14 protein-coding genes and 1 tRNA gene are annotated in these 13,178 nt (G+C 69.8%); 11 read left to right on the top strand and 4 right to left on the bottom strand.

From position 1 onward, the window contains the following. Window positions 1-75: 75 nt before the first annotated feature. Window positions 76-633 carry a double zinc ribbon domain-containing protein gene (locus BMX17_RS17845; RefSeq protein ID WP_092662595.1) on the bottom strand — a complete coding sequence of 186 codons (558 nt, stop codon included), beginning with the start codon at window positions 631-633 and terminating at the stop codon, window positions 76-78. Between the two features lie 187 nt (window positions 634-820). Between BMX17_RS17845 and BMX17_RS17840 the strand changes: the two genes are divergently transcribed. Further along, window positions 821-894 (top strand) — tRNA-Tyr (locus tag BMX17_RS17840). Between the two features lie 275 nt (window positions 895-1,169). Beyond that, on the top strand, window positions 1,170-1,694 hold the full coding sequence (locus tag BMX17_RS17835) for a halocyanin domain-containing protein (protein ID WP_092662593.1): 525 nt from the start codon (window positions 1,170-1,172) through the stop codon (window positions 1,692-1,694). 59 nt (window positions 1,695-1,753) lie between these two features. Here BMX17_RS17835 and BMX17_RS17830 read toward each other — a convergent pair whose 3' ends face one another. Then, window positions 1,754-2,557: a winged helix-turn-helix domain-containing protein gene (locus BMX17_RS17830; protein ID WP_092662591.1), complete on the bottom strand. Its 804-nt coding sequence runs from the start codon at window positions 2,555-2,557 to the stop codon at window positions 1,754-1,756. 182 nt (window positions 2,558-2,739) lie between these two features. Here BMX17_RS17830 and BMX17_RS17825 point away from each other — a divergent pair, with 182 nt between their 5' ends. Next, window positions 2,740-3,042, top strand: coding sequence for a DdfA family disk-determining factor (locus tag BMX17_RS17825; protein ID WP_092662590.1), 303 nt, complete (start codon window positions 2,740-2,742; stop codon window positions 3,040-3,042). Between the two features lies 1 nt (window position 3,043). Here BMX17_RS17825 and BMX17_RS17820 read toward each other — a convergent pair whose 3' ends face one another. After that, window positions 3,044-3,232 (bottom strand): hypothetical protein, encoded by a 189-nt coding sequence (locus tag BMX17_RS17820; protein WP_092662589.1) that lies wholly within the window; start codon window positions 3,230-3,232, stop codon window positions 3,044-3,046. Between the two features lie 298 nt (window positions 3,233-3,530). Here BMX17_RS17820 and BMX17_RS27030 point away from each other — a divergent pair, with 298 nt between their 5' ends. From BMX17_RS27030 to BMX17_RS17780, 8 genes are all read left to right on the top strand, one after another. Further along, window positions 3,531-4,190 (top strand): HAD family hydrolase, encoded by a 660-nt coding sequence (locus BMX17_RS27030; RefSeq protein WP_092662588.1) that lies wholly within the window; start codon window positions 3,531-3,533, stop codon window positions 4,188-4,190. A 16-nt stretch (window positions 4,191-4,206) separates the two neighbouring features. Next, entirely contained in the window at window positions 4,207-5,115 is a 909-nt protein-coding gene (gene cbiB, locus BMX17_RS17810; RefSeq protein ID WP_170845466.1) for an adenosylcobinamide-phosphate synthase CbiB, read from the top strand. Window positions 5,116-5,242: 127 nt separating this feature from the next. Beyond that, a complete protein-coding gene (gene cobS, locus BMX17_RS17805; RefSeq protein ID WP_244515050.1) occupies window positions 5,243-5,995 on the top strand; it encodes an adenosylcobinamide-GDP ribazoletransferase in 753 nt (250 codons plus the stop codon). Further along, window positions 5,995-6,570: an NTP transferase domain-containing protein gene (locus BMX17_RS17800; RefSeq protein ID WP_092662584.1), complete on the top strand. Its 576-nt coding sequence runs from the start codon at window positions 5,995-5,997 to the stop codon at window positions 6,568-6,570. The genes cobS and BMX17_RS17800 overlap by 1 nt, the downstream gene beginning before the upstream one ends. Window positions 6,571-6,606: 36 nt before the next feature. Further along, window positions 6,607-7,659, top strand: a complete 1,053-nt coding sequence (gene cobD, locus BMX17_RS17795) for a threonine-phosphate decarboxylase CobD (protein WP_092662582.1) — start codon at window positions 6,607-6,609, stop codon at window positions 7,657-7,659. After that, the gene (locus BMX17_RS17790) at window positions 7,656-8,372 is read left to right on the top strand and encodes an adenosylcobinamide amidohydrolase (RefSeq protein ID WP_092662580.1); all 717 of its coding nucleotides are present in this window, start codon (window positions 7,656-7,658) and stop codon (window positions 8,370-8,372) included. The genes cobD and BMX17_RS17790 overlap by 4 nt, the downstream gene beginning before the upstream one ends. Before the next feature lie 28 nt (window positions 8,373-8,400). Continuing rightward, window positions 8,401-9,063: a cob(I)yrinic acid a,c-diamide adenosyltransferase gene (locus BMX17_RS17785; RefSeq protein ID WP_092662578.1), complete on the top strand. Its 663-nt coding sequence runs from the start codon at window positions 8,401-8,403 to the stop codon at window positions 9,061-9,063. A 165-nt stretch (window positions 9,064-9,228) separates the two neighbouring features. Next, on the top strand, window positions 9,229-10,755 hold the full coding sequence (locus BMX17_RS17780) for a cobyric acid synthase (protein WP_092662574.1): 1,527 nt from the start codon (window positions 9,229-9,231) through the stop codon (window positions 10,753-10,755). On the opposite strand, the gene BMX17_RS17775 is transcribed toward BMX17_RS17780, so the two are convergent. Further along, window positions 10,752-13,007, bottom strand: a complete 2,256-nt coding sequence (locus tag BMX17_RS17775; protein ID WP_092662572.1) for a histidine kinase N-terminal 7TM domain-containing protein — start codon at window positions 13,005-13,007, stop codon at window positions 10,752-10,754. The two genes, BMX17_RS17780 and BMX17_RS17775, sit on opposite strands and share 4 nt — an antisense overlap. Window positions 13,008-13,178: the final 171 nt, after the last annotated feature.

Genomic DNA, 13,178 nt, shown 5'->3' with positions numbered 1-13,178 from the left:
ATAAAGGTTTCCCCTACCGTAAGACAATGGCGTATTATCGGAGTAAACGCCAGCCTAACTATCGTTTACGGCGGGTTACGGTTGGTCTAACACGTCCGCTGCGGGGGTCCGGCGGCCACAGCCGGGGCAGAATGCCCAGTCCGAACGCAGCTCGTCGCCGCACTCACAGAAGACGCGCCGGGCTGCCTTCTCACCGCAGTTCGGGCAGTAAACGTGGTTAGAGCCCAGCTCTTCGCCGCATTGCTGGCACGCACCACGCTCGTCCGCGGCCGCGTCTGACACGTCCTCGCTCTCCTCGGCGGGCGTCTTACGCTCGTCGACGCTCACGTCGTCGGACTCGGTGGAATCGCCGTCGAGAGCGATGTTTACGTTGATATCCTGTGGCTGGCGCGGCGTAAACGCCGTCTCCAGCCGGTCGGCGATCATCGCGTCCACACGTTCCGCCACGAGGTCGTCGAGGCTGTCTTCCGTCGGCGTCCCCGACGCGCCCGACTCCGAACGCTCGGGCGTGCTGTCGGTCGCCCCGTCGAGGTACGTCCGGAGAGCCTCGCGCATGACCTCGCTTTTCGACGCGTCGAACTCCTCGAGTTGCTCGATGAGTTCGTCGTCCGCGCGGAACGTTATCTTGCTCATTCGACCTGTCATACACCAAGTCAGGCAAACTATTTCAATCTTCCCGAGTGTCAGACGGGCGTCAGCCACCGCGACGACGGGATCGCCGTGAGTAAGACGGTTTCCCGATCCGTACTGGAGACGGGCCCGCGGGCGATTCTCGAATGATAACGGTTAAGTCCGACAGTGGTCCTACGTTGGAATGCGTCCGCCCTTAGCTCAGACTGGTAGAGCAGTCGACTGTAGATCGACTTGCCCCCCGTTCAAATCGGGGAGGGCGGACTGGTTTTCACGTCGGATCGGCGTCGACTGTAGATCGACTTGTCCCCCGTCCTCGTGAGCGGAGCGAACGAGGGCTCGGAAGTCACAGCCCGCGCAGCGTAGCGAGCAGGAATGTCTTTCGGTGTTCAAATCGGGGAGGGCGGACTGGTTTTCGTGGCGCTCACTTCCGAGCGCCCGCTCCGCCCGCTTCCGCCTGCGCTGGGGCCGAACGTCCCGTTCTCAGAAACCGGGAGACCGCTCGGCCATACTTACGATCCCGGGTCAGTGGAACGGACATGGACGAGACCACACGCCGCTGGCTGCTTCGGGCCGTCGGTACCGGCGTGGTCGCCGGGACCGCGGGGTGTAGCGCCAGCAGTGGACGTGCCGCCGGAAACGACGCCCCGACCCTCCCGGGGAGCGACTATCCGACGATCGACGAGTGGCTGCAGACGTCAGACGTCGGGAGACCGGCGACGAACTACCACGGCGAAGTGCTCGACTGGACCGGCCGGGACACGGTGACGATCTCGGTCGGTGCCGACGGGAACGAAGGGAACTTCGCGTACGGGCCGCCGGCGGTGGTCGTCTCGACGGGGACGGTCGTCGAGTGGTCCTGGACCGGGCTCGGCAATCCGCACGACGTCGTCGCACGCCCCGCCGACCAGCTCGGAGAATCCGACTACACGTTCGACTCCGATGGCATGAAAGACGGGTCCGGCGTCAAGTTCACGACGACGATGGACCAGCAGGGGATCGCGCTGTATCACTGCACCCCGCACCTCTCGCTCGGGATGAAAGGCGGAATCGCCGTCGAGTAGGGTCGGTCAGCCTCGTGTCGCTCCGGGGGTGACAGGGCTCTCGGGACGGCGGTCTTCGCTCACTCAAGAAGCGCCTGGAGGATCCGGAGTTCCTCGTCCTCCGAGATCGTCTCGGCGTCCATACACGCGTGGACGACCTTGTGGACGAGGTCCGGGTCGTCGAACACCGACCCCTCGCCCCCGTCGCTCTGGGCCGCTTCGAGGGCCGCGACTCGTTTCTGGAGGTCGTCGAGGGTAGTCTCCAGCTCGGTCGTCGCAGGGCGCGGGTCGTCGGCCTCCGCTTCGGGCGGTGGCGTCTCACGCGTGTCTGTCGCGTGTGTCCCGGCCGCGGGGCCGCCGTCCGTCGTCACACCGGGGGACGGTGGTTCGTCGAAGACGGCGTCGACGAAGGACTCGCGATTGCTCCACTCGAACCCCTCGATCCCGTTGACGCGTTTGTTCACGGTCGCGCGCGAGACGCCTACGCGCTCGCCGATCGCCTCCTGTGTCGCCGTCGGCTCGGCCGCGACGACAGCGAGCACTTCACGTTGTTTCTCCGAGAGATCGTCCGGCTCGGGATACCCGTCGGACGCCGTGTCCGTCGTCGAGTCGGCTGTTGTCGAGTCGCCTGCCGTCTCGTGGTCGTCCGCCGTCTCGTGGTCGTCCGTGCCGGTCTCTACGGCGGCCGACGCGTCCGACGGGTCCGCCTCGGCCGCGGGATCACCGTGTTCCTCGAAGACGTGTTCGACCAGATCGGGTGTCGCGCTCGGGACCATCGACGCGAGGTCGTCGACCGACGCGTCGGGATTCTGCCGCGCGACGTCCAGAATTCGCCTGTGCCGCATCGAACTGGGGAGTGACCCACCCGTGTCCTCGGTTCCCATCCTTGTGTTCACGACAGTTCTTCTGACATGATAACTCTTCTTCGAGTTGCAATTTTCGCCATCCGCGCCATCGGGCGGTGTCGGTGTCAGACCGAAGAACGATACGTTAAATAGTCCGACCGACAACCACGGAACGAGAGGATTCTGTCGTCGTGTGGCGCTGCAGACCCAACCAGATCGCTATGACACCCCCTGACGACAGGGAGGTCACGTACGATGCGGAGACCGGAACGTACCGGACCTCCTACGACCCGTCGACGCAGAACCCGAGCATCCGCGTCCTCGAAGCCGTGGGTGCGGTCAGAGACGCCGAACCCACCGCGCTCGATCCGCTCGACGAGTACGTCGATCCGGACGCGCTCGACCACGTGTTCGGGCCGACCACAGAGCAGTCCGGAGTCCACGGGTCGCTATCGTTCAACTACGAGGGACTGCTCGTCGTCGTCCACAGCGACGGCGAGATCGAACTCCGGGAAGGGGTCTGAGCTACGCGCGCTTCTCTGGCGGACGCCCACCGCTGTCCAGCCACTCCCTCGACCGGATGTCGTAGCCGCCACAGTCCGGACAGACCTGTGGTTGCCGCTCGAACGTCGCGTGACAGGTGAGACACTCGTACTGGGTCCCCTCCGACTGTTCGCGGGACAGGTACTCCTTCAATCGCAGTAGCGTACCCATCCGGATCACCTCGCCGTCCGCAGGGGGTGTGTACGAGACCGCACTGTCGTTCTGTGGGTGGGGGGATAGCGACCTCGGGCCTCAGTCATATCACGGGATGACGAACCTCGCACTATTGAATGTACCAGACCGTTCAATCGGGGGATGGCGGCGGTATCCCCGCGGTTTGCAGGTCCGGCTACCGATATCGAATCCGAGAGGTTTCCCGGCGACGTTCGCGCCGGTAGGTTGTCACTTCGTCGCTGGTAGTCGCCGGATGACCGCGCCGTTTTTGTGAGTGCCGCGGGTGGATTCGCGCGTGGCAGTTTCGTTCGACCTCTTCGGGACGCTGGTGGACGTCGACCGATCCTCGGATCCGGCGGCAGCGGTCGCGACGGCGCTGTCAGACAGGGACGTCGACGTGCCCGACGACTGGGCGAGCGCCTACCGGGAACGGCACATCGACGCGCCCGACGGGGCGGCGGTACCGCTGCCGGCCCACGTCAGCGCCGCTCTCGCCAGCCGTGGCGTCGACGCACCCGGGACGGCCATCAGACGCGCCGTCGTCGCGGCGTTCGACCCCGACGTCGAGACCCGGGACGGGGCGGCCGCGGTCGTGCGCGCGGCCGCGGCTCACGGCCCGGTCGGCGTTCTCTCGAACTGCAGCGTTCCGCATCTGGTCTCGCGCGTGCTCACGCGCTCGGCTGTGGATCGGGACCTGCTGGACGCCACGGTCACGAGCATCGGCTGTGGCTGGCGCAAGCCCGACCGCCGCGCCTTCACGGCGGCCGCGACGGCGCTTGATGCCCCCCTCACGGACCTGTGGCACGTCGGCGACGACCCGCGGACAGACGGTCGCGTTCTGGACCGCGAGTCGTCGGCCGACGCGTCCGACGCGGCGGGCCCGAACCACGTCCTTCTGGCGGACGTGTCCCTCCCCGAGTTCGGCGAGTACATGGAGGGTCGCGCGTGGGACTGACGGGGGTGTGCGGGCCGTGCTGACCGCCGGTGCCGTCGGACTGGCACTCGTCCTCGACGCCGCGGTCGCGGAACTCCCGACTCCCGTCCATCCGGTCGCCTGGTTCGGCCGCGCGGTCGGGGCACTGGACCGGGACTGGCCCGCGCCGCGGCTGGTCGGTCTCGTCGGCGCGCTGGCGTTCCCGCTGGCCGCGGGCGTGCTCGTCTGGACCGTCGTTGCGGCGGCGACGGCGTTCGCTCCACTCGCGGGCGCGGCCGTCGCGGGACTGGTGCTGTTCGTCACGACGAGTCTCCGCCGGTTGCTGTCGGCGGTCCGAACTGTGAGCGAGGCGACCGAGCGAGACCTCACGCTCGCCCGCGAGGAACTGCGGGCGCTGGCTGGTCGTGACGCGTCGGCGCTGTCGGCCGGGCAGGTCCGGAGCGCGGCCGTCGAGAGCGCCGCGGAGAACCTCGCCGACGGACTGGTCGCGCCGCTGCTGGCGTTCGCCGTCGGCGCACAGTTCTCACCGGCGATCGGCGCGGCCGCGGCCGCCTGGGTGAAGGCGGTCAACACGATGGACTCGATGCTGGGCTATCGATCAAAGCCCGTCGGCTGGGGACCGGCGCGGCTCGACGACGCGGCGATGTGGGTGCCTGCCCGCGCGAGTGCGCTGTTGCTCGCGGTGGCGACTGGCGCACCGACCGCGACCCGCCGCGCGTCGCGCTGGGTCGAGTCGGTCCCCTCGCCGAACTCGGGGTGGCCGATGGGAGCGCTCGCGGCGGGCCTCGATGTCAGATTGGAGAAACCGGACGTGTACGTCCTCAACGCCGATGCCAACCTGCCCACGGTCGCGGACGCCCGGGCGGCCGTCCGGACCGTCGCCGTCGCGGGCGGCCTCGCGTACGCGCTCACGGCCGCGCTCGTCGTTCTCCCGGAGGTGCGCTGACGTGTCCGACGACAGTGTGACGCGTGACGACGCGTCCGACGACACCGCGTCGGACTCGTCACACGGCGACCCGTCGGCGGGGACGACCACCGAGTCGGTCGACCCGGCCGGCTCGTTCCCTGCCCGGATCGCCGCCGCCGCCCGCGGGTCGCTGGGCTTTCTCACGCGGTTGCCGGTCGGCACCGACCGGCGATCCTGGGACGCGTTCCGGCGGACGCCGGCCGCGTTCGTCCCCGTCGGCTACCTCGTCGGCGCGCTCGCCGCCGTCCCCGTTCTCGCCCCGCTCCCGGTCGCGACCGCGGCCGTCCTCTTTCCGCTCGGCTTGATCACACTCACGGGGATCAACCACGCCGACGGCGTCGCGGACGTGGGGGACGCGGCGGTCGTCCACGGCGGTGAAGACCCCGTCGCGGCCCGCCGACGCGTCCTGAAAGACAGCGCGGTCGGCGTCGGCGGGACGCTCGCGCTCGCTCTGCTGGTGGCGGCGCTGGTCGCTGCCGGGGCCGCGCTCGCGGGTCTCCCACCGCGCGCGGCACTCGCCGTCGTCGTCGCCGCGGAGGTGAGCGCGAAACTCGGGATGGCCCTGCTCGCCGGTCTCGGGACCGCGCCGGCCGACGGACTCGGCGCACAGCTCACTCGCGTCTCCGGCGGCCGGGACCTGCTCGTCCCCGTGGTGCTGGCCCTGCCCGCCGCGATCCTGAGCGTGCCGTCGCCGGCCGCGGCCGTCGCGCTGACGGGGGGCGTCTTCACGATGCTCGTGTTCTGGCGGTGGGCCGACGCACGACTCGGTGGCGTCAACGGCGACGTGTTCGGCGCGGCCAACGAACTCGCGCGCGTCGTCGCGCTCCACGCGGGGGTGATCGCGTGGACGCTCTCCTGATGTGTGGCGGCCGGGGAACCCGCCTCGATGTACCGGTCGAGAAACCCCTGTACCGGGTGGCCGGCCGGCCCATGGTCGACCGCGTCCACGACGCGCTCACGGGAAGCGAGGTTGACTCGGTCGTCGCCGCGGTGTCACCCCACACGCCCGAGACCGCGACCTCCCTCCGCGAGCGCGGCGTCGCGGTCGTCGACACACCCGGCGAGGGGTACGTCGCGGATCTGGACGCGGCGCTCTCGACACTCTCCCGCCCCGCGGTGACCTGCGTGGCCGACCTCCCCCTGCTCTCGTCCGCGCTGGTCGACGAGGCCTGCGAGGCCGCCCGGAACGCCGCGGCCGACTCGCTGACCGTCGCGGTTCCCGCCGACCTGAAACGGCGGCTGGGGGTGAGCGTGGACACGAGCTTTCGAGAGGGCGGGCGGGAACTCGCGCCGACGGGGCTGAACGTCGTGGGTGGCGACGAGGGAGGTGTCTGGGTCACGTCGGCGGCGCGGCTGGCGGTCAACGTCAACCGGCCCACCGACGGGGCCGTGGCGGGGTGGTTGGCTGCACGGCTCGGCCAGCCGAAAGAATGAAAAGTATATTTCGACCGGCGACACTGGATACTGGCGATGGATCCCGACGCGGTAGACGCCCTGCTCTCGGGGGAGTCCGACGACGACGATCCGGTCGCCGACGATGCGCGAGTGCCACACGGGAGTTCCGACGACCGGGAGGTGCTCGATTTCAGCGCCAACACCAATCCGACGTATCCAGCGGCCGTCCCGCGGATCTACGAGACCGCACTCCCGACCGCACGCGAGTACCCCGCCGACGACTACTCCGCGTTCCGCGTCCCTGCCGGCGAGTACGTCGGTTGTGACCCCGAGTCCGTGATCCCGACCGCGGGCGGCCTCGCGGCCATCCGGCTCGCCATGGGCACGGTCGTCCACTCCGGCGAGTCGGTCCTCGTGCCCGCGCCGTCGTTCAGCGAGTACGGCCGCGAGGTCCGCCTCCAGGGCGGTGAACCGGAGTTCGTCCCTCACGACGAACTGCTCGACGCCGATCCGGCCGACCACGCGATGGTCGCGGTCTGTAACCCGAACAATCCCACGGGCGAACTGTACGACCCCGCCCGGCTCCGCGAGTACGCCGACCGCTGTCGGCGGGCGGAGACGGTCTTGCTCGTCGACGAAGCCTTCCTCGATTTCACCGAGGACGCCTCGCTCGCGGGGGAAGACGGCGTGATCGTCGCCCGCTCGCTCACCAAGATGTTCGGCCTGCCCGGCCTGCGGGCCGGCTTTGCGGTCGCGACGGGCCAGCTCCGCGAGCGCCTCGCGGCCGCGCGACTCACCTGGTCGCTATCCGAACCCGCCGCCGCCGTCGGCGCGCACTGTCTGCGACAGACGGAGTTCGTCGCCGAGACCCGCCAGCGCATCGCCCGCGAGCGCCCCCGGATGGCCTCGCGACTGGGCGACCGCTTCGACGTGTTCGAGTCGGACGCTCCCTTCCTCCTCTGTGACGCCGGGTCGAGCGAGGCCGTCGACGCGGCCATCGCCGAGGCCCGCGACCACGACATCGCGATCCGGGACGCCCGGACCTTCCGCGGACTGGACTCGCACTTCCGGGTCGCCGTCCGGATGCCCGCCGAGAACGACCGCCTGCTCGCCGCGCTCGGGGTATGAACACGATCGTCGCCGAGGGCGTGCTCCGGGTCTCGGGCCCTGACCGCTGGCTCGCCACGGGACCGAACGGCGGCTACCGAACTGCCCCGGCGGCCTACAACATCTCCGTCCCCGAGGGGTTCGACCGGACCGACCTCGATACCTACGTCGCCGAGCGCCGCGAGCGGGCCGGCTTCGAGCGGGCGGGCCCGGCCCTGCTGACCGGCGTCGATCTCGCACACGCCCGGGGTGCCCGGGCCGGGCCCGTGACCGTCGTCGCCACGGCGGGGCTCTCGAACCCCGCAGCGCTCCCGATGGACCCGGACGCGGCGGCGAGCGACGACGAGGCCGGGGCCACGACTGCCGACCGTGAGACTGGAACGGTCAACCTGCTCGTGGGGACCGCCCGCGCGCTCGACCGCGGCGCGCTGGCGACCCTGCTCGCGACTGCCGTCGAAGCCAAGACCGCGACCCTCCAGTCACTGACCGGCTTCACGGGCACCACCTCGGACGCCGTGGTGGTGGGCTCGACCGCCGACGGCGAGCCCGCCGACTTCGCGGGCAGTGGCACGCCCGTCGGCGCGGCGACGCGGGCTTGCGTCCGCGACGCCGTCCGGGCGAGCCTCCGCGCCAGATACGCCGACCGCGGGATTCCCGACAGCGTGACCGACGCCGACCACGGCGTCCGGACCGACGAGCGAGCGACCGTCTTCGAGCCCACGGACCGGGAGTGATACGGTCCTCGCGCACCGACAGCGGAGTATGACAGACGAGACGGACGCGACCGACGACCCGCTCGGCCCTCGGGAGATCGAGCCGAGTGCGCCCGAGGAGTTCGGCCTCGTGCAGGTCTGGTGGGGCGACGGCAAGGGGAAGACGACCGCGGCGCTCGGGATGGCGTTCCGGGCCGCGGGCCACGGCTACCGGGTCCACGTCCTGCAGTTCATGAAGGGCGGGACTAGTACTGTGGAGGACGTCCGCGGCGAGTACAACGCCATGGCGGCGATGCCCGGGCTCTCCTACGAGAACGCCGGCCACTACGGCTGGCATGGGTTCATGGACGACAGCGAGGACGACGAACACGAAGCCCGCGCTCGGGGCGCGCTCGCGCGAGCGCACGACCTGATCGAGGGGGCTCGCGAGGCCGATCTCGACGACCCGCTCACGCTCGACGGCGACCCCGACGCCGGCGTCCATATGCTCGTCCTCGACGAAGTGCTGTACGCCGCCAACCGCGGGCTGATCGATCCCGAGGACGTGATCGACCTGATCGAGGACAAACCCGAGGATCTGGAACTCGTCCTGACGGGTGGCCACGACCGGCCCGAGTACGTCACCGAGCGCGCCGATCTCGTCACGGAGGTCGGGAAGGAGCGCCACCCCATCGAGGCGGGCCAGGGAGCCCGGAAGGGGACGGAGTTCTGAAAACCGACGGACGGCTGTCTGACGCGCGGCGAACACCACCACAAGACACATTATCCACCCCCTCCCCTCCAGTGTCGTGGCGGACGGGCGCGACACGCGCTCCCCACCACAGTCACACGCTCCTGCGGTCGAATCGGTTTAGTCGCTCGCCCCCTACCGACGGGTGTGAGCGAGGCCAGGACCATCCTCGTCGCCGGCACCGCAAGCCACGTCGGCAAGAGTACCGTCGCCGCCGGCCTCTGTCGCCTGCTCGCTGATCGCGGCGTCGACGTGGCCCCCTACAAGGCCCAGAACATGAGCAACAACGCTCGCGCGGTGGCCGACCCCGACGGCTCGACCGGCGAGATCGGCGTCTCCCAGTACGTCCAGGCCCACGCCGCACGCGTCCCCGCGACGACGGATCACAATCCCGTCCTCCTGAAGCCCCGCGGCGACGGTGAGTCCCAGCTCGTTCTGCAGGGCGAGGCCGTCGCCCACTACAGCGCCGGCGAGTACTACGCGGACCACTGGGACGATGCGCTCACGGCCGCCCGCGAGTCACACGCCCGCCTGGCCGCCGAACACGACGTGATCGTCGCCGAAGGCGCAGGTTCCATCGCCGAGCCGAACCTCCGCGACCGGGACCTGGCCAACGTCGAGACGGCCCGATTCTCGAACGCGGACATCCTGCTCGTCGCCGACATCGAACGCGGTGGCGTGTTCGCTTCCCTCGTGGGAACTATCGAGTTGATGCCCGAGGATCTTCGCGAGCAGGTGGTCGGCGCGGTCGTCACGAAGTTCCGCGGCGACCGCTCGTTGCTCGACCCCGGGATCGCGGAGTTCGAGGACCGGACCGGGGTGTCGATCCTCGGTGTCCTCCCGTACGACGACCCCGGTCTGCCCGAGGAAGACAGCGTGTCACTCCCGCCGGTCGGCGAGCGGGCCGTCCACGGCGACGACGGGGTTCCCGACGAGCAAAGCGTGACCGTCGGGGTCCCGCGGCTCCCGCGCGCGTCGAACATGACCGACCTGGAACCGCTGGCCCGCGAGCCGGGTGTCCGGGTGGCGTACCTGCCACTCGATGCCGCCCTCGATGACGCGGACGCGGTCGTCCTCCCAGGGACGAAAAACACCGTCGACGACCTGCGCGCGCTCCGGGAAGCCGGGTTCGGCGCGACGTTGGCGGCGTTCGACGGACCGGTCGTCGGGCTCTGTGGCGGCTACCAGCTCCTCGGCGAGCGGATCACGAACGCGGGCGTCGAGAGCACCGACGACCTCGACACGCTGGCCGGCTTCGGCCTGCTCCCGGTCGAGACACGGTTCGAGGCCGACAAGCGGGTCGAACCGGTGACACGGGAGGTACGCGGCGTCGGACCGCTCTCGGGCGCCACGGGCACGGTCACGGGCTACGAGATTCATATGGGGAAGACGCGACTCACCGGCGACGCGAAGCGCCCCTTTCCCGGTGACGAGGGGCGCGAGCCCGACGGTGCTGCGACCGACCGCGTGCTGGGGACCTACCTCCACGGGCTGTTCGAGAACCCGACTGCGCGCGAGGCGTTCGTCGCGGCGGTGTTCGCAGCCGTGGATCGGGACCGGCCGAGCGGGGACGGCAGCGCGACCGGGACCGCTCCGGGCGGCATCGACGCGGCCGCGGACCGGGCGGCGGCGCTGCTGGACGAGTCCGTCGATCTCTCGCCGTTCGACCCCTAGGCCCGGTCGTCGTCGCTGGCCTCGAAGAAGGCCGAGACGAGCGACTGTTCGGCCTTGCGGAGGTGGTTGTGGAAGGTCGCGGAGGTGATGTCCATGCGCTCTGCGACCTCCTCGGCGTTGTGTTCGCGGGGCCACTCGAAGTAGCCGGCCCGGTAGGCGACCTCCAGCGCCTGGTTCTGCCGGTCGGTCAGGTCGGGATCGAGGCTGCCGTCGACGCCGTGTTCGTCCAGTGGCTGATCGAGTTCGCGCTTTGCCACGAGGTCGGCGTCGGCCTGGACGCGCTGGACGCGGTCGACGACGGATCGCACGTCCACGTCGGGGGCGACTTCGGCGGCGACCCGGACGCCGTCGTCGGCGCGGGCAAAGCGGACGTTCGCGCCGTGTCTGACCAGCGGGACCAGCAGTGACTCGTCGGCGACCGTACACTCGACGACGCCACCGTCGTCGACGCGTTCGAGTACGCTGGCGTCGCCGATGCCGGGTTCCTCGGCGAGCAGTTCAGCGGCGACTTCGGGATCTGTGCCGTCGATCCGCTGGTAGACCACGAGGCGGTCGGCCGCCGCGAGGACGATGCCGTCGAGGGTAACGGTGCAGTCGAGATCGGCAGCGGGGGCGAAGGCGGGGTCGCGGGTGGCGACGAACTCCAGTTCGATGACGCCGTCGGCGGTCAGGAGTCGCCGGCTGGCGGTCGCGTCGATGGCGTGGCCGACGATCTCACCGAGCTCGTCGAGCACGTCGAGCTCCCGCGCCTTGAAGCCGTCCTCGCGGTCGGTCGTCAGAGCGAGCGCGCCGTAGACGGTCCGCTCGAACGACAGGGGGACGACGGTTCCGTGGCGCGCGTCGTCGGGGTCGCCGTCGGTCCACTCCGTCGCCGCGGCGGTGGCCGCGTCGGGAGTGTCCGATCTGGCGGGCAGGGCTGCAAGGTGGTCGTTCCCCGCTGTCGACGTGTCGCCAGCTTCGGTGCCGGCCCCCGAGACCGGTCTGCCGCCGTCGGTCGCGTGGTACGTGTACAGTTCCTCGGGGGCGTCGGCCGGGCGGTCGCCCATCCAGACGGCCCCGTACTGGTCGGCCTCGACCAGTCGGCCACAGACGGCGCTGGCGATCTCCTCGCGGGTGGTCGCGCCGATCAGTGCCTGGTTCACGTCGCGGATGAGTCCGTTGAGACGATCCAGCTCTTCGAGTTCGTCCCGCTGGCGGCGGAGCCGTTCCTCGCGCGCCTTCCGGCCCGTGATGTCCGAGAAGATGACAGTGTGGCCGACGTTTCGTCCCTCCCGGTCGGTGATGGGTGAGGTGCGGACCTCGTAGGTGCTGTCGCCCTTCTGCAGTTCGCCCAGCACGTCCTCGGTGTCGAAGTCGACGGCGTCGGTGTCGACCAGTCGGTCGATCCGATCGCCCAGTGCCGCGCGCGGTTCGCAGTCGAACAGGTCCCCGGCCGCGGGGTTGCAGTAGACCACGCGCCGATCGGCGTCGAGGATGACGACCCCGTCCTCGAAGTCACTCAGCGCGGCTTTCCGGCCCAGTTGTCGCGTCGCAGGCACGATGTCGAACAGCCGGTGGCGAAAGAGGGCGTAGCCGAAGGTAACACCGGTGACGCTGCCGGCGTACGGTACCAGGTCGAGCCGTGGGCCGGGTAGGGGCGACGCCGCCGCGGTCGAGAGAACGCCGGCCAACACCAGGGTGGCGATGCCGACGACCAGCAGCACTGACTGGTCGGCATAGAGGTAATCCGAGAGCACGACGAGTCGGAGCAAGAGGAGCGCGCCGATACCCGTCAGCGCGAAGACGTAGCCCTCGATGACCTGGAACCCGGGACCGAACTGCTGGTCCATCAGCGCCAGCCCCTGCGTGACCACGACCTCGTTGGTCGGCCAGACGAGGCCGTGGAGACCGTTCGTCCAGATCAGCAGGCTCGCGGCGACCGGGAACGCCGCCAGCGCACCGACCGAGCGCGGCGTCGCGAGTTCCTCGTAGCCGGTGTACGCGAGCGCGAAGACGAGCCAGCAGACCGGGGCCGACAGCGTCGCGATCCACTGGACGTTCTCCATCGCGATCCGCAGCGTCGGGTCCCTGAGCGATAGGCCAGCACCGTGAGTGACGGTATAGGCCGTCAGGACCCCCATCAGTGCGGCGAACTCGCGAGTGCCCGGCTCGGATCGCCGACCCCAGGCGTACACCGCGAGCCCACCGGTCGTAACTCCCGAGAGCGCGAGCAAGCCGAAATGGAGGGCGACGACGGTGCGCACACTACTCACCCCGTCGTGGCTCCTGCTGCCCTGTCATTTATCCTATGATCCCTGTCCTACAGTATTAATTTTCCGTCATCATTTGGTCGAAACGGCGGCGAGGGAACTCCGAGACGGCGATACGGTTACCTGTACCCGGATACCTCTGACCCGCCCGTTGCGTCGACGACCTGACCCGTA

It is taken from the genome of Halorientalis persicus, from assembly GCF_900110215.1.
Taxonomy (GTDB): domain Archaea; phylum Halobacteriota; class Halobacteria; order Halobacteriales; family Haloarculaceae; genus Halorientalis; species Halorientalis persica.
Note: the sequence above shows the minus strand (reverse complement) of the source record. Positions and strands in the feature narration are given on the sequence as shown.

Excerpts from the sequence above, each read along its gene's own strand:
- BMX17_RS17790 (WP_092662580.1), top strand. The coding sequence starts at position 7,656 with ATGAACACGATCGTCGCCGAGGGCGTGCTCCGGGTCTCGGGCCCTGAC.
- BMX17_RS17830 (WP_092662591.1), bottom strand. The coding sequence starts at position 2,557 with ATGGGAACCGAGGACACGGGTGGGTCACTCCCCAGTTCGATGCGGCAC.
- BMX17_RS17800 (WP_092662584.1), top strand. The coding sequence starts at position 5,995 with ATGTGTGGCGGCCGGGGAACCCGCCTCGATGTACCGGTCGAGAAACCC.
- BMX17_RS17825 (WP_092662590.1), top strand. The coding sequence starts at position 2,740 with ATGACACCCCCTGACGACAGGGAGGTCACGTACGATGCGGAGACCGGA.
- BMX17_RS17835 (WP_092662593.1), top strand. The coding sequence starts at position 1,170 with ATGGACGAGACCACACGCCGCTGGCTGCTTCGGGCCGTCGGTACCGGC.
- cobD (WP_092662582.1), top strand. The coding sequence starts at position 6,607 with ATGGATCCCGACGCGGTAGACGCCCTGCTCTCGGGGGAGTCCGACGAC.
- BMX17_RS17845 (WP_092662595.1), bottom strand. The coding sequence starts at position 633 with ATGAGCAAGATAACGTTCCGCGCGGACGACGAACTCATCGAGCAACTC.
- BMX17_RS17785 (WP_092662578.1), top strand. The coding sequence starts at position 8,401 with ATGACAGACGAGACGGACGCGACCGACGACCCGCTCGGCCCTCGGGAG.
- BMX17_RS17820 (WP_092662589.1), bottom strand. The coding sequence starts at position 3,232 with ATGGGTACGCTACTGCGATTGAAGGAGTACCTGTCCCGCGAACAGTCG.